This window comes from Pseudomonas sp. B329 (genome assembly GCF_023127835.1).
In the GTDB taxonomy this organism is placed as follows: Bacteria; Pseudomonadota; Gammaproteobacteria; order Pseudomonadales; family Pseudomonadaceae; genus Aquipseudomonas; species Aquipseudomonas synxantha_A.
On sequence record NZ_SPKP01000042.1, the window covers coordinates 179,788 to 197,522 of the forward strand.

21 protein-coding genes are annotated in these 17,735 nt (G+C 61.2%); 6 read left to right on the top strand and 15 right to left on the bottom strand.

Going from position 1 to position 17,735, the window contains the following annotated elements:
* The first annotated feature begins 11 nt into the window (after positions 1-11).
* Together serS and cysG are read left to right on the top strand one after the other, a co-directional pair.
* Positions 12-1,292 (top strand): serine--tRNA ligase, encoded by a 1,281-nt coding sequence (gene serS, locus E4P00_RS19765; RefSeq protein WP_248132610.1) that lies wholly within the window; start codon positions 12-14, stop codon positions 1,290-1,292.
* Positions 1,293-2,687 carry a siroheme synthase CysG gene (gene cysG / locus E4P00_RS19770; protein WP_032880627.1) on the top strand — a complete coding sequence of 465 codons (1,395 nt, stop codon included), beginning with the start codon at positions 1,293-1,295 and terminating at the stop codon, positions 2,685-2,687.
* Between the two features lie 114 nt (positions 2,688-2,801).
* Here the strand turns inward: cysG and E4P00_RS19775 are convergent, their stop codons facing one another.
* From E4P00_RS19775 to tusD, 6 genes are all read right to left on the bottom strand, one after another.
* Complete coding sequence (locus E4P00_RS19775; RefSeq protein WP_078821661.1) at positions 2,802-3,797, bottom strand: glutathione S-transferase family protein; 996 nt, start codon at positions 3,795-3,797, stop codon at positions 2,802-2,804.
* Between the two features lie 88 nt (positions 3,798-3,885).
* Entirely contained in the window at positions 3,886-4,887 is a 1,002-nt protein-coding gene (locus tag E4P00_RS19780; protein ID WP_078821660.1) for a glycosyl transferase family protein, read from the bottom strand.
* Positions 4,884-5,219 carry a TusE/DsrC/DsvC family sulfur relay protein gene (locus tag E4P00_RS19785; protein ID WP_032880630.1) on the bottom strand — a complete coding sequence of 112 codons (336 nt, stop codon included), beginning with the start codon at positions 5,217-5,219 and terminating at the stop codon, positions 4,884-4,886. Before E4P00_RS19785 ends, E4P00_RS19780 begins: the two co-directional genes overlap by 4 nt.
* Positions 5,216-5,494, bottom strand: a complete 279-nt coding sequence (gene tusB, locus E4P00_RS19790; RefSeq protein WP_005789074.1) for a sulfurtransferase complex subunit TusB — start codon at positions 5,492-5,494, stop codon at positions 5,216-5,218. Before tusB ends, E4P00_RS19785 begins: the two co-directional genes overlap by 4 nt.
* Positions 5,494-5,844, bottom strand: a complete 351-nt coding sequence (tusC, locus tag E4P00_RS19795) for a sulfurtransferase complex subunit TusC (protein ID WP_032880631.1) — start codon at positions 5,842-5,844, stop codon at positions 5,494-5,496. Before tusC ends, tusB begins: the two co-directional genes overlap by 1 nt.
* A gap of 1 nt (position 5,845) precedes the next feature.
* The gene (gene tusD, locus E4P00_RS19800) at positions 5,846-6,238 is read right to left on the bottom strand and encodes a sulfurtransferase complex subunit TusD (RefSeq protein ID WP_005789072.1); all 393 of its coding nucleotides are present in this window, start codon (positions 6,236-6,238) and stop codon (positions 5,846-5,848) included.
* Between the two features lie 157 nt (positions 6,239-6,395).
* Here tusD and E4P00_RS19805 point away from each other — a divergent pair, with 157 nt between their 5' ends.
* Positions 6,396-7,571, top strand: coding sequence for a CaiB/BaiF CoA-transferase family protein (locus E4P00_RS19805; RefSeq protein ID WP_248132612.1), 1,176 nt, complete (start codon positions 6,396-6,398; stop codon positions 7,569-7,571).
* Between the two features lie 93 nt (positions 7,572-7,664).
* On the opposite strand, the gene E4P00_RS19810 is transcribed toward E4P00_RS19805, so the two are convergent.
* Both E4P00_RS19810 and E4P00_RS19815 read right to left on the bottom strand, forming a co-directional pair.
* Entirely contained in the window at positions 7,665-8,159 is a 495-nt protein-coding gene (locus E4P00_RS19810; RefSeq protein ID WP_003192067.1) for a SprT family zinc-dependent metalloprotease, read from the bottom strand.
* Between the two features lie 128 nt (positions 8,160-8,287).
* On the bottom strand, positions 8,288-8,890 hold the full coding sequence (locus tag E4P00_RS19815) for a Yip1 family protein (protein ID WP_005789070.1): 603 nt from the start codon (positions 8,888-8,890) through the stop codon (positions 8,288-8,290).
* Positions 8,891-9,173: 283 nt separating this feature from the next.
* On the opposite strand from E4P00_RS19815, the gene ttcA reads away from it, so the two are divergent.
* Together ttcA and E4P00_RS19825 are read left to right on the top strand one after the other, a co-directional pair.
* Positions 9,174-9,998 (top strand): tRNA 2-thiocytidine(32) synthetase TtcA, encoded by an 825-nt coding sequence (gene ttcA / locus E4P00_RS19820; RefSeq protein ID WP_044274647.1) that lies wholly within the window; start codon positions 9,174-9,176, stop codon positions 9,996-9,998.
* A 67-nt stretch (positions 9,999-10,065) separates the two neighbouring features.
* Positions 10,066-10,737, top strand: coding sequence for a DNA-3-methyladenine glycosylase I (locus tag E4P00_RS19825; RefSeq protein WP_034120216.1), 672 nt, complete (start codon positions 10,066-10,068; stop codon positions 10,735-10,737).
* An 89-nt stretch (positions 10,738-10,826) separates the two neighbouring features.
* Here the strand turns inward: E4P00_RS19825 and E4P00_RS19830 are convergent, their stop codons facing one another.
* The 3 genes from E4P00_RS19830 to arsC are packed head-to-tail and all read right to left on the bottom strand — an operon-like array spanning position 10,827 to position 12,194.
* Complete coding sequence (locus E4P00_RS19830) at positions 10,827-11,246, bottom strand: DUF2069 domain-containing protein (protein WP_078821656.1); 420 nt, start codon at positions 11,244-11,246, stop codon at positions 10,827-10,829.
* Positions 11,230-11,844: an NAD(P)H:quinone oxidoreductase gene (gene wrbA, locus E4P00_RS19835; RefSeq protein ID WP_216091701.1), complete on the bottom strand. Its 615-nt coding sequence runs from the start codon at positions 11,842-11,844 to the stop codon at positions 11,230-11,232. Before wrbA ends, E4P00_RS19830 begins: the two co-directional genes overlap by 17 nt.
* Positions 11,841-12,194 carry an arsenate reductase (glutaredoxin) gene (gene arsC, locus E4P00_RS19840; protein ID WP_216091700.1) on the bottom strand — a complete coding sequence of 118 codons (354 nt, stop codon included), beginning with the start codon at positions 12,192-12,194 and terminating at the stop codon, positions 11,841-11,843. The genes wrbA and arsC overlap by 4 nt, the downstream gene beginning before the upstream one ends.
* 115 nt (positions 12,195-12,309) lie before the next feature.
* Between arsC and E4P00_RS19845 the strand changes: the two genes are divergently transcribed.
* Positions 12,310-12,771 (top strand): TlpA disulfide reductase family protein, encoded by a 462-nt coding sequence (locus tag E4P00_RS19845; RefSeq protein WP_005789064.1) that lies wholly within the window; start codon positions 12,310-12,312, stop codon positions 12,769-12,771.
* A gap of 141 nt (positions 12,772-12,912) precedes the next feature.
* On the opposite strand, the gene E4P00_RS19850 is transcribed toward E4P00_RS19845, so the two are convergent.
* From E4P00_RS19850 to E4P00_RS19865, 4 genes are all read right to left on the bottom strand, one after another.
* The gene (locus tag E4P00_RS19850; protein WP_078821652.1) at positions 12,913-13,317 is read right to left on the bottom strand and encodes an META domain-containing protein; all 405 of its coding nucleotides are present in this window, start codon (positions 13,315-13,317) and stop codon (positions 12,913-12,915) included.
* Positions 13,314-13,754, bottom strand: a complete 441-nt coding sequence (locus tag E4P00_RS19855; protein ID WP_078821651.1) for a hypothetical protein — start codon at positions 13,752-13,754, stop codon at positions 13,314-13,316. The genes E4P00_RS19850 and E4P00_RS19855 overlap by 4 nt, the downstream gene beginning before the upstream one ends.
* A gap of 71 nt (positions 13,755-13,825) precedes the next feature.
* Complete coding sequence (locus E4P00_RS19860; protein ID WP_032880640.1) at positions 13,826-14,815, bottom strand: 2-hydroxyacid dehydrogenase; 990 nt, start codon at positions 14,813-14,815, stop codon at positions 13,826-13,828.
* A gap of 97 nt (positions 14,816-14,912) precedes the next feature.
* Entirely contained in the window at positions 14,913-17,666 is a 2,754-nt protein-coding gene (locus E4P00_RS19865; protein WP_032880641.1) for a response regulator, read from the bottom strand.
* Between the last annotated feature and the right edge of the window lie 69 nt (positions 17,667-17,735).

Consider the following 17,735-nt stretch of genomic DNA (forward strand, 5'->3'; position numbering starts at 1 on the left):
GAGAGACCGACATGCTCGATTCCAAACTGTTACGTAGCAACCTTCAGGACGTAGCGGACCGCCTGGCATCCCGTGGCTTTGCCTTGGATGTTGCGCGCATCGAAGCGCTGGAAGAACAGCGCAAGACCGTCCAGACCCGCACCGAAGCACTGCAGGCTGAGCGTAATGCGCGTTCCAAGTCCATTGGCCAGGCCAAACAGCGCGGCGAAGACATCGTACCGCTGATGGCGGATGTCGAGCGTATGGGCACTGAGCTGTCCAACGGCAAAACCGAGCTGGAAGGCATCCAGACCGAGCTGGACTCGATCCTGCTGGGCATTCCGAACCTGCCCCACGAATCCGTGCCGGTAGGCGAAGACGAAGACGGCAACGTTGAAGTACGCCGCTGGGGCACGCCCAAAACCTTCGATTTCGAGATCAAGGACCATGTGGCCCTGGGCGAATTGACCGGTGGCCTGGATTTCGAGACCGCGGCAAAAATGTCCGGTGCCCGTTTCGCTTTGCTGCGTGGCCCGATCGCCCGTATGCACCGTGCGCTGGCGCAGTTCATGATCAACCTGCACACCGGTGAGCATGGCTACGAAGAAGCCTACACCCCGTACCTGGTCCAGGCGCCGGCGCTGATGGGTACCAGCCAGTTGCCGAAATTCGAGGAAGACCTGTTCAAGATCACTCGCGACGGCGAAGCCGATCTGTACCTGATCCCGACCGCCGAGGTGTCGCTGACCAATATCGTCGCCGGCGAAATCCTCGATGCCAAGCAACTGCCGTTGAAGCTGGTTGCCCACAGCCCGTGCTTTCGCAGTGAAGCCGGCGCATCGGGTCGCGATACGCGCGGCATGATCCGCCAACACCAGTTCGACAAGGTCGAGATGGTGCAGGTGGTCGAGCCGTCGACTTCCATGGAAGCCCTGGAAGGCCTGACCGCCAATGCCGAACGCGTTCTGCAACTGTTGGAGCTGCCGTACCGCGTACTGGCGCTGTGCACTGGCGACATGGGCTTCAGCGCTGTGAAGACCTACGATTTGGAAGTGTGGGTACCGAGCCAAGACAAGTACCGCGAAATTTCGTCGTGCTCCAACTGCGGTGATTTCCAGGCCCGTCGTATGCAGGCGCGTTTCCGCAACCCGGAAACCGGCAAGCCGGAGTTGGTGCACACCCTTAACGGTTCGGGCCTGGCCGTAGGCCGTACCTTGGTGGCCGTGCTGGAAAACTACCAGCAGGCTGACGGTTCGATCCGTGTACCTGAGGTGCTCAAGCCGTACATGGGCGGCGTTGAGGTCATCGCCTAAATGGAATTTCTGCCGCTGTTTCATAACCTGCGCGGCAGTCGAGTGTTGGTCGTCGGTGGCGGGGAGATTGCCTTGCGCAAATCCCGGCTGCTGGCCGACGCCGGTGCGTTGCTGCGGGTGGTTGCTCCCCAGATCGAAGACCAGTTGCGTGAACTGGTACTGGGCAGTGGCGGGGAACTGATTTTGCGCGGTTATCAGGAGGCTGACCTGGAGGGTTGCACCCTGATCATCGCGGCAACGGACGACGAGCCGCTGAACGCGCAAGTGTCCAGTGAGGCCAAGCGCCGTTGCGTGCCGGTCAATGTTGTAGATGCGCCGGCCTTGTGCAGCGTGATCTTCCCGGCGATTGTCGACCGTTCGCCGTTGGTAATTGCGGTGTCCAGCGGCGGCGACGCGCCGGTGCTGGCGCGCTTGATCCGCGCCAAGCTGGAAACCTGGATTCCGTCCACCTACGGCCAATTGGCCGGTTTGGCCGCGCGTTTTCGCGCCCAGGTCAAAGGTTTGTACCCGGATGTGCAGCAGCGCCGTGCGTTCTGGGAAGAGGTGTTCCAGGGGCCGATTGCCGACCGTCAACTGGCCGGGCAGGGCGATGAAGCTGAGCGCCTGTTGATCGAAAAGGTCAATGGCGCGCCACCTTATGCACCCGGCGAGGTGTACCTGGTGGGTGCAGGCCCGGGTGACCCGGACTTGCTCACCTTTCGTGCCTTGCGCCTGATGCAGCAGGCCGACGTGGTGCTGTACGACCGTCTGGTGGCGCCGGCGATCCTGGAACTGTGCCGTCGTGATGCCGAGCGAGTTTACGTCGGCAAGCGGCGTGCTGACCACGCTGTGCCTCAGGATAAGATCAACCAGCAACTGGTCGACCTGGCCAAGCAAGGCAAGCGCGTGCTGCGCCTCAAGGGCGGTGATCCGTTCATTTTTGGGCGCGGTGGCGAAGAAATCGAGGAATTGGCGGCCCATGGCATCCCGTTCCAGGTGGTGCCAGGCATCACGGCGGCCAGTGGTTGCGCCGCGTATGCCGGGATTCCGCTGACGCACCGTGACTATGCGCAATCGGTGCGCTTCATCACCGGGCACCTGAAGAACAATACGTCGGATCTGCCCTGGCAGGACCTTGTCGGGCCGTCGCAGACCCTGGTGTTCTACATGGGCTTGATTGGCTTGCCGATCATTTGTGAGCAGTTGATCAAGCACGGGCGCTCGGCGGACACACCGGCGGCTTTGATCCAGCAGGGCACCACTTCCAACCAGCGTGTGTTTACCGGCACCCTGGCGGACCTGCCGCGCATGGTGGCGGAGCATGAAGTACATGCGCCGACGCTGGTGATCGTGGGTGAGGTGGTGGTGTTGCGCGAGAAGCTCAAATGGTTCGAAGGGGCTCAGTCTCAGGTCTGAGCCTTAAAAGCATCGGGAGCAAGCCCCCTCCCACATTTTGGTTTGTGAACACAGTCAAAATGTGGGAGGGGGCTTGCTCCCGATGAGGCCATCAAATACAACCGATAATCCAGATCAGCTAAAGACACCTTTACCTGAAAGTCGCGCCCGATCATGGCTGTTGTCAAACTCTTGCAACGGCCCCTTCGGCACAATCCCCGTCGGGTTGATCGTGCGATGGCTGGCATAGTAATGCCCCTTGATATGGGCAAAGTCCACCGTCTCGGCCACGTCCGGCCACTGATACATCTCCCTTAGCCAATTCGACAAATTCGCATAATCGGCAATCCGCCGCAGGTTGCACTTGAAGTGGCTGTAATACACCGCGTCAAAGCGAATCAACGTGGTAAACAGCCGCACATCCGCCTCTGTCAGGTACTCACCGGCCAGATAACGATGCTGGCCCAGGTGTTGTTCCAAATGATCCAGCTCGGCAAACACATCATCAAACGCACGTTCATACGCCTGTTGTGACGTGGCAAAACCTGCGCGGTATACGCCGTTGTTCACGGCCGGGTAGATACGTTCGTTCAGGGCGTCGATGGTCGGACGCAGCGTGTCGGGATAAAAATCCAGGGTATTGCCGGTCAGCCCGTTGAACGCGTTATTAAACATGCGGATGATTTCCGCCGATTCATTGCTGACGATGCGCTTGAGTTTTTTGTCCCACAGCACCGGCACGGTGACGCGCCCGGTGTAGTCGGTCGTATCGGCGGTGTAGCGCTGGTGCATGAAGGCCAGATCGTCCAGTTTGTCACCGCTGGAGCCGTGGGCCTTGTCGAAGGTCCAGCCGTTTTCCAGCATCAACCAGCTGACCACTGACACGTCGATCAGGCTTTCCAGGCCTTTGAGCTTGCGCAGGATCAAGGTGCGGTGCGCCCAGGGGCAGGCCAGGGATACATAGAGGTGATAGCGGCCAGCCTCAGCCTTGAAGCCACCTTCGCCACTCGGGCCGGGCGCGCCATCGGCGGTCACCCAGTTGCGGCGTTGTGCCTGTTCCCGTTGGAAAGCGCCATCTGCGCTACTTTCATACCACTGGTCTTTCCACTGTCCTTCAATCAGCAAACCCATGACTGGCTCCTTGGCTGTTAAACGTTGGAGTCCAGTCTAAAGGGATGAGTTCGAACTAAAAGCGCAAAGACCGGGGGTGAATGATCGACTAAATCGATTTATCCCGTGCATCCCAGTATTGCTGGGCCAGTTCGAAGGCCTGTTGCCGCGGGTGGCCGAGACCGCGCAACGCCAGGGCCATGGTGGCGATCAGCGCCAGTTGCGGGTAGCTGTCCTCGACTTCGCCACGCCACAACGCTTTCAACTGTTCAGGCTCAAGCGTCGCCGGTTTGACGTGACGCTGGGCGGAGAGCGCGGGCCACTCTTCGTCCCAACTCTGACCGCCGGTGGTGCCATACAGGTGACTGAGGGTGTCGGGGTTGATTTCGATCTCGCCGCCGTCGCCCTTGACCACGATCACATTGTCCCCGAGCAGGCCGCTGGCATCGCGGTGTACGCCCTGGTAGCCCGGGTGGAAGATGCTTTGCAGGCCGCAGCGCGCATTCAGCGGGTTAAGCAGCCGCGCCAGGGAATGAATGGGCGAGCGCAGGCCGAGGGTGTTGCGCAGGTCGATCATGCGTTGCAATTGCGGCGCCCAGTCGCCCAGCGGGATAAAGGCCAGGTTGCCCTGCTCGAAGGCGCTTCCCACCTGCTGCCAATTGCGGCACAGCGGGATCTGCAGCGTCTGCAGCAGTTGCTCGGTGTACAGCCGGCCCGCCGTGTGGGCACCGCCGCCGTGCATCAGAATGCGCACACCGTTTTGCGCCAGGCACTTGGCCGCCAGCAGAAACCACGGCAGATGGCGCTTTTTGCCGGCGTAAGTCGGCCAGTCGATATCCACGTTCAACGCCGGTGCATCCAGGCGTTCACGTACCGCTTCGGTGAAACCGGCGAGTTCTTCCGGGCTCTCTTCTTTGTGACGCAGCAGCATCAAAAAGGCGCCGAGCTGGGTGTCTTCGACCTTTTCGTCGAGCAACATGCCCATGGCTTGCCGCGCTTCTTCGCGGGTGAGGTTGCGTGCGCCGCGCTTGCCTTTGCCGAGGATGCGTACGAACTGGGCAAAAGGGTGCTCTTCGGGCGTGTTGAGGGTCAAGGGGGCGAAGTCGGTCATAAGCAATTCGTCGGCCTGGGCAGGCCCGCCAGCTTGGCGGCGAGTTTGGCGGGAGTGCCGTTGAACAGTTTGTTTAGATGCAGGCTGTTGCCCTTTTCCGGGCCCAGTTTCAAGGCGGTGTACTTGATCAGCGGGCGTGTGGCAGGGGACAGCTGGAATTCGGTATAGAACTGGCGCAGCAGCTTGAGGATTTCCCAGTGATCCGCGGTCAGCTCCAGGGCTTCGGCAGCGGCCAGGGCGTGCGCCACCTCATCGGACCAGTCATTGAGGTCGACGAGGTAACCGTCCTTGTCCAGTTCGAGGCTGCGTGTGCCGACGGTCAGGGTGTTCATAGCCAGGTGTTGACCTTGTCGTAGTCGATCGACAGTTGCACGAAACCTGGATAATCCACGCTGTCAGCCCAGTCGGGAAGCGGCAGGTTGCGCGCCTGCATGTCTTCGGCCAGTACAAAGACCTTCACGCCTTTGCTTTGCAGGGCGGGCGTGTGTAGCGCGTAGGCACCGTCGCCACACAGCAGGATTGCGTCCTGAGCGCCGCAGATGCGCAGGCAGCTGTCGAGGCGGCTGTCGGTAAAGGGAGAGTGAGACACCACATGTAGAGTCGACATCAGAGGGTAATCACCTGGTCGTAACGATCAATCAGCTCGCAAATGGCTTGGCTGTGCAGCGTCTGCGCATTGGCGGGCGGCAGCAACCCGCGTGCGGACAGGCTGTGGCCGCAGGCGAACACGTCATCAATGCCGAACAGGCCCAATGCCTGCAGGTTGGCGCTCAGGTCTTTTTGTTGCACGGCCTTGGCGGCCTGATGCGGCGCCAGCTGGAACACACCGTCATCCAGAAACAGCAGACCAATGGGCAGATCAAACGCGCCACCAGCCAGCACGATATCCAGTGCTTCCCGCGCACTTGGCCCGGACCACGGCGCCTGTCGGCTGATCACCAATAAGGATTTGGACATCTCACGGCCCTCCAAAACAGATCAGGCGGTCGGCATCCTGGATCGCGTCATGCAATTGCCCAAGGCCCGATAACGCCCATGGCGCCTGCAGATTGACCGCGCTGCGTTGATAGCGTGCGGCCTCCTCGGCGTTCAGCACACCACGGCGCAAGGCGGCGGCGATGCACACCACGCCGTCGAGCTGGTGCTGGCTGACAAACTCGCGCCATTGGCGCGCAATGTCTGGCTCGTCCTGGGGCGCTACGATGTTATTGGACGCGCTGTACACGCCATCCTGATAAAAAAACAGCCGCACAATCTCATGCCCGCCCGCTAGCGCTGCCTGTGCGAACAGCAGGGCGCGGCGCGAGGAGGGCGCGTGGGCGGCGCTATACAGTGCAATCGCGAACTTCATGGGAGACTCTGCCAACAAACGTCGGCCAATGATAAAGCCGCCGCGGCGAAAAAGCCCGCCGTGATCAAAACGGTCACTGTCGCTGATCGTTCTGACGATTGCCGGCAGGCACAAGGCTGCCTAGTCTGTGGGGATTCGCAACCCGGATGGAGTCCGTATGTCAGGTCCCTTGGCGTCCCTTAAAGTGCTGGATTTTTCCACCTTGCTGCCTGGCCCGTTTGCCTCGTTGATGCTGGCGGACATGGGCGCCCAGGTGCTGCGTATCGAATCGCCCACGCGCATGGACCTGTTGCGGGTGTTGCCGCCCCATGACCGCGGTACCTCGGCGAGCCACGCGTATTTGAACCGCAACAAGCGCAGCCTGGCCCTGGACCTCAAGCAGGCCGAGGCGGTGGAGATCGTGCGTGAGCTGGTCAAGGGCCATGACATCCTGCTCGAACAGTTTCGCCCTGGGGTCATGGAGCGCCTGGGGCTGGGTTATGAGACGCTGAAGGCGATCAATCCCGGGTTGATTTATGTGTCGATTACCGGCTACGGCCAGACCGGCCCTTACAAGGACCGCGCCGGGCACGATATCAATTACCTGGCGTTGGCCGGTGTGGCCAGTCACACCGGGCGGCGGGACAGCGGGCCGTTGCCGCTGGGCGTGCAACTGGCGGACGTGGCAGGTGGTTCGTTGCATGCGGTGGTGGGCTTGCTGGCGGCGGTGATTGCCAGGCAGCAGAGCGGAGTGGGGCAATACCTGGATGTGAGCATGACCGATTGTTCGTTCAGCCTGAACGCCATGGCTGGCGCCGGCTATTTGGCCTGCGGGGTGGAGCCGGAGTGGGAAAGTCATGTGCTCAATGGAGGGAGTTTTTACGATTACTATCGCACTCGCGATGGGCGCTGGATGTCGGTGGGCAGCTTGGAGCCGGCCTTTATGCAGCAATTGTGCGAGGCGCTCGGAAGGCCGGAGCTGGCGGCCCACAGCGTGAAGCCTGAACAGCAGGGGGCCTTGAAGCAGGCATTGCAGGTGGAATTCGAGAAGCGCAGTTTTGAGGAACTGTGCGAGTTGTTCGCCGGGGTGGATGCGTGTGTTGAGCCGGTGTTGAGCCTGGCGGAGGCTGTTGAGCATCCGCAGTTGAAGGCGCGGGAGCTGGTCAGCCATGTGCCCCGGGGGGATGGCTCGACACAAGCGCAATTGGCCTGCCCGCTGAAGTTCTCAGAAGGGTTGCCGGCGCCCAGGCATATTGGGGTGGCGGTGGGGGCGCATAGTGATGAGGTGTTGGTGGAGTTGGGGATCAGTGCTCAGCGGATAGATGAATTGCGTCAGGCCAAGGTTGTAGGTTGACTGAGCCGACGCTTTCGCAGGCAAGCCAGCTCCCACATTTTGATTGCGTTCACAGATCCAGATGTGGGAGCTGGCTTGCCTGCGAAGAGGCCCTCATTCCACCCGAGTTTCCCCGGTGAACACCAGAGTCTGCCGACACCGCCGACACAAATACCGCCGCCCCTGGTTCACCAGGCCATGGCGCTGCGGCGAGAACGGGAAGTCACTGTCCGCGCACGGGCAGCGGTAGATATAACGGGTCACCTGGCGGCGCTTGACCTCATAGGTATGGCAGCGGTCCGGTGGTAGTTCGTAAACCCCGCGCATGATCAACTGCCATTCCTCGCCATGGGGCTGTATACGCTCGCCAAACAACTGGTGGGCAATCAGGTGCGCCACTTCGTGGGCCACGGTTTGCTTGAGAAAATGCTGGCTGTTTTCACGGTACAACTGAGGGTTGAAGCGCAGCAGGTTCTCGTGCAAATGCGCGACACCGGCTTTCTGGCCCCGCAGCTTGAGGCTGACCTGGGGGCGTTTGAAGCTTCGTTTGAAAAAGGATTCGGCTTGCAGGAAACAATCTTCGACGCGGGTATTGAGTTGCTCGGGCATGCTGTACAAATCTCCAGAGACGCCCAGTATGCCGCAAAGCAGGGTGTTTCCGAATCTGTCAGGCGCCGAATGGTCATGCATAACGCACAAAGCCACCTTGCGGTGGCCTTGCCTGCGGGTTGAGTTGCCTAGTTGGTGTAGATGGGCCCTACGCCCAGGCCCCACACAATCACGGTAAACGCCATGATCGCCACCAGTACCACCAGGCCCACGGCCAATACCGAACTGGAAAACAGGAAGCCTTCGTCCGGGTCGATACTCATGAAGGTCGGCAGCCCCACATACAGCAGGTACACCGTGTAGCAAATGGCCGCCGTGCCGACCACCATGCCCAGCCACATATGCGGGTAGAGTGCCGCCAGCCCGCCGACAAACAGTGGTGTTGCGGTATAGGTGGCGAAGGCCACGCAGCGTGCCATGCTGGGGCTGGCGTCGTAGGTGCGGGCCATCCAGTGAATGAACGCGCCCATCACCGCCACGCCGCCAAGCATGGCCGCGTACGACATGAGCGTCATCCACAGTGCGCTTTCCTGGGTCAACATCACCGGCGCCCGGTTGCCGATGACCCAGCCAACCTGGGTGGTGCCGATAAAGGCGGACACGGCGGGGATCGCCGCGAGAATCAGGGTGTGAGTAAGGTACATGTGGCCGATACTTTCTTCTTTATCGCCACGGATTTCCCGCCATTCCTGGTCGGGATGGGTAAAAAGCCCCACGACGTGATGGATCATGCCAGTCACTCCTGTCGTTATTACCATCGCCCCCCATCGGAGCGCCCACCGGCCAGATGGCCTGAAAGGTTTGGATATGTGTGCGACCTCAAGTCGCAGTATAGGAAGTGATGACCGGAATAACTGTAGGGCCTTTAGAGCAAATTGCGCTGTAAACAGGGCGCTTAATCGCGGTGGGGTCTGTCAAATGTGGGAGCAAGCCCCTTCCCACATTGGAACTCGGCCGCTCATATCGGTAAAATGCTGCGCTTTTCGTCACACACCTTCAGCGGATCCAAGCGCCATGGGCACTCTTACGGTCAACCAGAACAAACTGCAAAAACGCCTGCGTCGCCTGGCCGGTGAAGCGGTCGCCGATTTCAACATGATCGAGGACGGCGACAAGGTCATGGTCTGCCTCTCTGGTGGCAAAGACAGCTACACCATGCTCGACGTATTGCTGCACCTGCAAAAGGTCGCGCCGATCAAGTTCGAGATCGTGGCGGTGAACATGGACCAGAAGCAACCCGGCTTCCCCGAGCACGTATTGCCGGCCTACCTCAAGGAATTGGGCGTTGAATACCACATCGTCGAGAAAGACACCTACTCGGTGGTCAAGGAGCTGATCCCGGAAGGCAAGACCACCTGCTCGCTGTGCTCGCGCCTGCGCCGTGGCACGCTCTACACCTTTGCCGACGAGATCGGCGCGACCAAGATGGCCCTGGGTCATCACCGCGATGACATCGTCGAGACGTTCTTCCTGAATATGTTCTTCAATGGCTCGCTCAAGGCCATGCCGCCCAAGCTGCGCGCCGATGACGGGCGCAATGTGGTAATCCGCCCGCTGGCGTATTGCAACGAGAAGGACATCCAAGCGTACTCCGACTTCAAGCAATTCCCGATCATCCCCTGCAACCTGTGCGGCTCCCAGGAAAACCTGCAGCGCCAGGTGGTCAAGGAAATGCTGCTGGACTGGGAGCGCAAGACCCCCGGGCGTACCGAGAGCATCTTCCGCAGCCTGCAAAATGTGATCCCGTCTCAACTGGCTGATCGCAACCTGTTCGATTTCACCAGCTTGAAAATCGATGAGACGGCTGCTTCGCGTTTCGTCAATGTAGTGAACCTCTAAGCCTCGTCGAGGCTCTAGTAAACGGCGCTTGCGGGCGCCGTTTTCAATTCAACTGCCAGGAGAGGGCATGCGCGATTACAAGTGGCTGCACGAATATTGTCTGAACCGCTTCGGTTCGGCGGCCGAGCTGGAAGCCCACCTGCCTGTGCCCAAGACCCCGGCGCAATTGCGCAAGATCACCGATGACCGTTACCTGTCGACCCTGGCGCTGCGGGTCTTCCGTGCGGGCTTGAAGCACAGTGTGGTCGACGCGAAATGGCCGGCGTTTGAACAGGTGTTTTTCGGCTTCGATCCGGAAAAAGTCGTGCTGATGGGCGCCGAGCACTTGGAACGCCTGATGCAGGACACCCGCATCATCCGCCACCTGGGCAAGCTCAAGAGTGTGCCGCGCAATGCGCAGATGATCCTGGACATCGAGCAGGAAAAGGGCAGCTTCGGTGCGTTTGTCGCCGATTGGCCGGTAACCGATATCGTCGGGCTATGGAAATACCTGAGCAAGCATGGCCACCAACTGGGCGGGCTGTCGGCACCGCGTTTCCTGCGCATGGTGGGCAAGGATACGTTTGTGCCGAGCTATGACGTGGTGGCGGCGTTGAATGCGCAGAAGATCGTCGACAAGGCGCCGACCAGCCTGCGGGATTTGGCCACAGTACAGGGCGCCTTCAACCAGTGGCATGCCGAGAGTGGGCGGCCGATGTGCCAGTTGTCGATGATGTTGGCGTACACCGTCAACCATTGAGACCCAGGTGATGCCTTCGCGAGCAAGCCCACATTTTGACCACGCCGCCTATCAACATGTGGGAGCTGGCTTGCCTGCGATAGCGGACTTCAGGCCGATACAGGTTCTGCAGCCAACCGCCGATTCAACTGATGCCGCCAACGCACATACAACAGCGCCGTGCAAAACACCGCCAGGCTCGCCAGCATCTCCAACACCCCGAACCACTGGCGGTTCGGGTCGTACGCCGCCAGCGCGCCCTTGATGAAATACAGATTCACCACAAAGCACATCCACGAATGCCCGCGCGCACTGCCGATCATCATCCCTGGCGCCAGTACCAGCAGCGGCACCAGTTCGATCAGCAGGATCACCCATGGGCGCGCCCCATGCAGGTCGGCGATGAACAGGTAGTACACGCACAACAAGCCCACCAGGGCAAAAAACGCCAGCAGGCTCAGTGCGCGTGCAATGTTTACCCGCGGTTCCAGCCACGCCTGGGGCGGCAGGATTTTAGGTTTGCGGGCCACGGCCGTGCTCCAGCAGCGTGGCGGTCTTGGCCAGGCGCAGGCCCAGGGCCCGGCACAGGGTGATTTCATGTTGATCGAGCATCCGCTTGCCGTCAGGCCCGGAATGGTGGCTGGCGCCGTATGGCGTGCCGCCGCCCTGGGTATCAAGCAGTGCCTGTTCGCTGTAAGGCAGGCCGGTGATCAACATGCCGTGGTGCAGCAGCGGCAGCAACATCGACATCAGCGTGGTTTCCTGGCCGCCATGCAGGCTGGCGGTAGAGGTGAACACGCCGGCGGGCTTGCCGACCAGGGCACCGGTGAGCCACAGGTTGCTGGTGCCGTCGAGGAAGTACTTGAGCGGTGCAGCCATGTTGCCAAAGCGTGTCGGGCTGCCCAGGGCCAGGCCTGAACAGTGCTTCAGATCATCCAGGCTGGCATACAGCGCGCCTTCCTCGGGAATGCTCGGCGCCACCGCTTCGCACTCGGTGGAAATCGCCGGCACGGTGCGCAGACGTGCTTCCATGCCGCCTTGCTCGATCCCCCGGGCAATCTGCCGGGCCATTTCGCTTACCGAGCCGTTGCGGCTGTAATACAGCACCAGCACATAGGGCGTGGTCACGGCAGAATCTCCAATACGTTCTCGGGTGGGCGGCCAATGATGGCTTTGTCGGCAGTTGCCAGGATCGGGCGTTCCATCAGCTTGGGGTGCCCGGCGATAGCGGCGATCAATTGCGCTTCGCTCAAGTTGGCATCGGCCAGGTTGAGGGTTTTGTATTCCTCTTCGCCGGTGCGCAGCAGTTGGCGCGCGCTGAACCCCAGCTTTTTGAGCAAGGCCTGGATTTGCGCGGCGTCCAGCGGGGTTTCCAGGTAGCGCACCACGGTCGGGTTGAGGCCGCGAGCTTCAAGCAGTTCGAGCGCACCGCGGGATTTCGAGCAGCGCGGGTTGTGATAAAGCGTCAGATCGGTCATGTGCGGGTCGCATCTTGCGTAAGGTGGCGGGTATTCTACCTGCGCTGGCGCCTGTCCTTAAACCGTAAGAGGCGATAGGTCGCAGCCAACGTTCATTTTTGCGAAGGAATACCCCATGACAAGGCGACTGATCGGTGCATTGGCGATCATCACAACCCTGCTGCTCAGCGGCTGCGGTAACGATTACGGCGTTGACCAATATGGCCAGAAAGTGGCGGCCGAACGCCTGGACAAACAGTGGCTGGTGGTCAATTACTGGGCCGAATGGTGTGGCCCATGCCGCACGGAAATCCCCGAGCTCAATGCCTTGGCCGAGCAACTGAAAGGGCAGGGTGTGGAAGTATTCGGGGTTAACTTCGACAACGTGCAGGGTGAGGAACTGAAGGCCGCCAGCGACAAGCTGGGGATCAAGTTCACGGTCCTGGCCCAGAACCCGGACGGGATCTTCGAGATTCCACGCAGCGAGGCGTTGCCGGTGACCTACATCATCGACGACAAGGGCAAGGTGCGTGAGCAGTTGATGGGTGAGCAGACTGCAGAAGGGGTGCTGGCCAAGCTCAAGGCCCTGCGCGGTTAAAGCAACACCTCAGAGAAAGTGTGGGAGGGGGCTTGCTCCCGATAGCGGTGTAACAGTCAATTGATGTATTGACTGACACACTGCTATCGGGAGCAAGCCCCCTCCCACATTGAGATCCCATCAATCCAAAGACTGGGGATATCAGCCCTCTTCAAGCCACAAACGAATCGGCTTGCCCTCGGCCGGCCAGAACCGCGTCTGTTCGATCGGCGAGATGTCCCAGCGCTGCACGCCTTGCAAGGCCTGGAAGAAGCGGTGCTCCTGCTCCATCAACGCCTCGGCGCACATTTTGCGGGTGCTGCCGATAGATCCGAAGCTGAGCTTGTCACCCTCGACGGTATACGGTGCAAACCAGTGATTGCAGCCGCCGTTGCCGTAGGCGCGGCCATCAGCGCCAAGGGTGACGGTCAGGTGCGCGTAGTCCATCAGCGGGCGCTCACCGATCCACTCCACCACGTAGCTGTGGTCGCGTTCGAGCTTCGGGCCGTCGGCAGCACAACCCGTCAGAGCCGCGCCGATTGCGGCGAGCAGCAGCGGGCCCTTCATTGTGCGGCCTGCTGGCATTTCGGGCAGCGGTGCTTGTCGCCTTCACTGGCCCAGCCGAGTTCTTTGATGCGTGCGTTGGCGGCCGGTTGCAGCGGCTCTTTGGTCAGCTTGGTTTCCACCGAAAATTCAAACTCCAGCACGACGTCGCAGCTGTCGCAGTTGACCTTCCAGGTGTGAATTTCCAGTTCGCCGAACTTCGGCCCCTGGGCCATGGCGACCCATTGGCCCGCCGGGCGTATGGAGTAGCGTGCGTCACCTTCGACGGTCAGGCGCATCGACAGGGTTTTACTGCCGCGCAGGGTGACGATCAGCACGTCACCGTGCTTGATCGAACCACCGTTGCCGGTGACCTGGTAACGGCCCGGCACAAGGGCGCGGCATTCGATCAGGGTGTGTTGCGGGCTCAGCAAGCTGAAGCGGAAATCGTGTTCGGCCATGGATCCTCCAAATAGGCGCGGCATCCTATCACGGGTGCCGGCCCATCATGAGCCTGGTATGTGACCGCTGATCAACCCTCGACCAGGTTCTGTGGCCGACCATCGGCCCACGCCACAATGTTGGCCAGCGTCGTACCGGCGATCGCCGCCAGGGCTTCACGAGTGAGAAATGCCTGGTGCGCAGTGATGATCACGTTGGGGAAGGTCAGCAGACGCGCGAGTACGTCGTCTTGCAGGGGCAGGTCCGAGCGGTCCTCGAAAAACAGCTGGGCTTCTTCTTCATAAACGTCCAGCCCCAGGTAGCCCAATTGGCCCTCCTTGAGGGCTTCGATCAGCGCGGGCGTATCGACCAAGCCACCGCGGCCGGTGTTGATCAGCATTGCACCGGGCTGCATGTGCGCCAGGGAACGGGCGTTGATCAGGTGTTTGCTGTCGGCAGTCAACGGGCAGTGCAGGCTGATGATCTGCGCCTCGGCCAGCAAGTCGGGCAGGCTGACGTAGCGAGCGCCCAGGGCCTGGACGTGTGGGTTGGGGAAGGGGTCATAAGCCAGTAATTGGCAGCCGAAGCCGGCCATGATCTTGGCGAAGGTCGCGCCGATCTGCCCGGTGCCGACCACGCCGACGGTTTTGCCGACCAGATCGAAACCGGTGAGCCCATGCAGGCTGAAGTCGCCATCACGGGTACGGTTGTAGGCACGGTGCAGGCGGCGGTTGAGAGCCAGGATCAGCGCCACGGCGTGTTCGGCCACGGCGTGGGGCGAATAGGCGGGCACGCGCACGATGCTCAGGCCCAGGCGTTTGGCGGCGACCAAGTCAACATGGTTGTAGCCGGCCGAACGCAGGGCAATCAGGCGTGTACCGCCCTTGGCCAGTTGCTCCAGCACCGGGGCGCTGAGGTCGTCATTGATAAAGGCGCAGACCACCTCATGGTGTTCGGCCAGGGCTACGGTGTCGAGGTTGAGGCGGGCGGGTTGGAATTGCAGCTCCAGGGCCGAGGGGAGCGGTTCACCGAGAAAACTGTCACGGTCGTAGGTCTGGCTGCTGAAAAGAATGACGCGCATCAAGAAGGCTCCCTGCAATTTACACGATGGAAATGCTGACTAAATGTGGGAGGGGGCTTGCTCCCACATTTTGATTGGTGTTGTCCATAAAATTGCGTCAGGCGCTGACTCTGGCTTCACTGGCCAGCCGCGCAATCGCCATGTCCAGTTCATCCAGCGCGGCCATGGCCTTGGCATCGTCCTGCTTGAGCAGGGTTTCAGCGCGTTGGCACGCCGCGCGCAGTTGCGGCACGCCACAGTAGCGCGTGGCGCCGTGCAAACGGTGCACGCGTTCGATCAGGGCGTGATTGTCATTGGCTTCGCGGGCGACGGTAATCGCCAGGCGGTCGGCTTCCAGGGAGGCCAGCAGCATGGCGAGCATGTCGGCGGCGAGGTCGGCCTTGTTGGCGGCCAGGCGCAGGCCCTCCTCGTGGTCGAGCACCAGCAGTTGCACACCTTGAGCCGGGCCGTCGTTGACGCGTTCCGGGCCCTGGTTACGCAGGGCCAAGCCGGTCCACTTCAACACCACCTGGGCCAGTTGCCGCTCGCTGATGGGCTTGGTCAGGTAGTCGTCCATGCCGCTCTGCAGCAGGGCGCGTTTTTCATTGGCCATGGCGTGTGCCGTGAGGGCCACCACCGGCAGCGGCGTGCCGTGGCGCTCGCTTTCCCACTGGCGGATCGCCTCAGTGCTTTGGCGGCCGTCCATGCCGGGCATTTGTACATCCATCAATACCAGATCGAAGGTTTCCTGCTTCACCGCATCAATGGCCGCGTAACCGCTCTCCACCGCCTGCACCTTGGCGCCCATGTCTTCCAGCAGGGTTTGTACCAGCAACAGGTTCGCCGGGTTGTCGTCCACGCACAGCACACGCGGCGCACGGCTGGACAGCGGCTCACCCGGCTCGCTGCGTGAAGGGCGGGGGCTGATCAGGTCGGCCAGGGAGCGGCGCAGCTTGCGTGTACAGGCCGGCTTGGCCTGCAATTGGCTGTTGGGGTTGGGTACCGATTGGTTGAACAGCATCTGTTCGGTGGTCGGGCACAGCACCAGCACTTTGCAACCCAGGTGTTCAAGGTCCCACAAGTGCTGGTTGAGACGCTCGGGCGGAATGTCATTGGCCGTCACGCCGAGCACCGCCAGGCTGATGGCCTGCTCGGTCTGGTGCGCACTGGTGATGCCGTTGGTCAGGCTTTCCAGGGTATTGAAGGGTGTGACTTCCAGGCCGCAGTCTTCCAGTTGGTGTTGCAGGGCCTGGCGCGCCAGCTCGTGGTTTTCCAGTACGGCCACGCGGCGACCCAGCAGCGGCGGGGCGGGCAGGTCTTCGACGTCGTCGCGGGTCTTGGGCAGGTTCAGGCTGATCCAGAATTCCGAGCCTTCACCCGGCGTGCTGTCGACGCCGATTTCACCGCCCATCTGCTCGATCAAACGCTTGGAAATCACCAGGCCCAGGCCGGTGCCGCCAGGTTGGCGCGACAGCGAGTTGTCGGCCTGGCTGAACGCCTGGAACAGCGCGCGCACATCCTGGTTGGACAGGCCTATGCCGGTGTCTTGCACGCTGATGCGCAATTGCACGCTGTCCTCCTGTTCGTCCTCGACCATCGCCCGGGCGACGATGGTGCCTTCGCGGGTGAACTTGATCGCGTTGCTGATCAGGTTGGTCAGGATCTGCTTGAGCCGCAGCGGGTCGCCCACCAACGCCAGCGGCGTATCGCGGTACACCAGGCTCACCAGTTCAAGCTGCTTGGCATGGGCGGCGGGGGCGAGGATGGTCAGGGTGTCTTGCAGCAAGTCTCGCAGGTTGAAGGGCACGCTGTCGAGCACCAGCTTGCCGGCCTCGATCTTCGAGAAATCGAGGATTTCGTTGATGATACCCAGCAGGTTATCGGCGGATTTTTCAATAGTGCCCAGGTAATCCAGCTGGCGCGGCGACAGCTCGCTTTTTTGCAGCAGATGAGTAAAACCGAGGATGCCGTTGAGCGGCGTGCGGATCTCATGGCTCATATTGGCCAGGAACTCGGACTTGATGCGACTGGCCTCCAGGGCCTCCTTGCGCGCCAGGTCCAGCTCGATGTTCTGGATCTCGATGGTCTCCAGGTTCTGGCGTACGTCCTCGGTGGCCTGGTCGATGCTGTGTTGCAGTTCTTCCTGGGCGTTTTGCAGGGTTTCGGCCATGCGGTTGATGCCCGATGCGAGCTGGTCCAGTTCCTGGCTGCCCAGGGGCGGCAGGCGTGTTTCCAGGTTGCCGTCCTTGAGCTGGGCCACGGCTTGCTTGATCTGGCCAATCGGCGAATTGATGGTGCGGCTGATCCGCAGGGCGAGCGCTGCGGTGAACATCAGGCCGATGGCGATCAACAACAGGCTGGCGAACAGGCTGCGGTAGCCGCGCAGCAACATGCCATTGTGGGACAGCTCTACTTCGACCCAGCCCAGCAGGCGGTCTGCCTCATCCGGGATCACGTCGCCGGCGAGGTTGCGATGACGGCCGAATACCGGCAGCAGATAGCGGGTGGCATCGTTGCCGGTGCGCTGCAACAGGCGCGAACTGTTGCCGGTGGGTGGTGGGTTGAGCATGGTCGGGCCGGCGTGGGCCAGGGACGAACGGTCTGGCGCCAGGAACGACACGGCGCGCACGTCCGGTTGCTCCAGGGACTGGGTGGCGATGCGCTCCAGCAGCTCGGCGTTCTTGTGGCCCAGGGCCGGCGCTACCAATGGCGCCAATTGCTCGGCAATCATTTCGCCGCGCTGCAGCAACTGGCTCTGCAACTCCGAAAGTTGCATCCAGGTGAAATAGCCTCCCAACAACAGAGCCATCAGGCTGGTCGGTAATAAGGTCAGCAACAGTACGCGGCCTTTTATCCCCATTCTTCTAAGCACGCCACTCTCCTGCTACCACGTTGTTATCCATTATCCACACAGGCATCCGGCCCGCGCCACCTGCGCAGT

What these genes read in the sequence shown, in the direction of transcription:
- ttcA (WP_044274647.1), top strand. Translation starts at nt 9,174, where the DNA reads ATGGGCACTCTTACGGTCAACCAGAACAAACTGCAAAAACGCCTGCGT.
- E4P00_RS19845 (WP_005789064.1), top strand. Translation starts at nt 12,310, where the DNA reads ATGACAAGGCGACTGATCGGTGCATTGGCGATCATCACAACCCTGCTG.
- E4P00_RS19825 (WP_034120216.1), top strand. Translation starts at nt 10,066, where the DNA reads ATGCGCGATTACAAGTGGCTGCACGAATATTGTCTGAACCGCTTCGGT.
- E4P00_RS19785 (WP_032880630.1), bottom strand. Translation starts at nt 5,219, where the DNA reads ATGAACACCCTGACCGTCGGCACACGCAGCCTCGAACTGGACAAGGAC.
- E4P00_RS19805 (WP_248132612.1), top strand. Translation starts at nt 6,396, where the DNA reads ATGTCAGGTCCCTTGGCGTCCCTTAAAGTGCTGGATTTTTCCACCTTG.
- tusD (WP_005789072.1), bottom strand. Translation starts at nt 6,238, where the DNA reads ATGAAGTTCGCGATTGCACTGTATAGCGCCGCCCACGCGCCCTCCTCG.
- cysG (WP_032880627.1), top strand. Translation starts at nt 1,293, where the DNA reads ATGGAATTTCTGCCGCTGTTTCATAACCTGCGCGGCAGTCGAGTGTTG.
- tusC (WP_032880631.1), bottom strand. Translation starts at nt 5,844, where the DNA reads ATGTCCAAATCCTTATTGGTGATCAGCCGACAGGCGCCGTGGTCCGGG.
- E4P00_RS19810 (WP_003192067.1), bottom strand. Translation starts at nt 8,159, where the DNA reads ATGCCCGAGCAACTCAATACCCGCGTCGAAGATTGTTTCCTGCAAGCC.
- tusB (WP_005789074.1), bottom strand. Translation starts at nt 5,494, where the DNA reads ATGTCGACTCTACATGTGGTGTCTCACTCTCCCTTTACCGACAGCCGC.
- serS (WP_248132610.1), top strand. Translation starts at nt 12, where the DNA reads ATGCTCGATTCCAAACTGTTACGTAGCAACCTTCAGGACGTAGCGGAC.
- E4P00_RS19780 (WP_078821660.1), bottom strand. Translation starts at nt 4,887, where the DNA reads ATGACCGACTTCGCCCCCTTGACCCTCAACACGCCCGAAGAGCACCCT.
- E4P00_RS19775 (WP_078821661.1), bottom strand. Translation starts at nt 3,797, where the DNA reads ATGGGTTTGCTGATTGAAGGACAGTGGAAAGACCAGTGGTATGAAAGT.
- E4P00_RS19855 (WP_078821651.1), bottom strand. Translation starts at nt 13,754, where the DNA reads ATGGCCGAACACGATTTCCGCTTCAGCTTGCTGAGCCCGCAACACACC.
- E4P00_RS19860 (WP_032880640.1), bottom strand. Translation starts at nt 14,815, where the DNA reads ATGCGCGTCATTCTTTTCAGCAGCCAGACCTACGACCGTGACAGTTTT.
- arsC (WP_216091700.1), bottom strand. Translation starts at nt 12,194, where the DNA reads ATGACCGATCTGACGCTTTATCACAACCCGCGCTGCTCGAAATCCCGC.
- E4P00_RS19815 (WP_005789070.1), bottom strand. Translation starts at nt 8,890, where the DNA reads ATGATCCATCACGTCGTGGGGCTTTTTACCCATCCCGACCAGGAATGG.
- E4P00_RS19850 (WP_078821652.1), bottom strand. Translation starts at nt 13,317, where the DNA reads ATGAAGGGCCCGCTGCTGCTCGCCGCAATCGGCGCGGCTCTGACGGGT.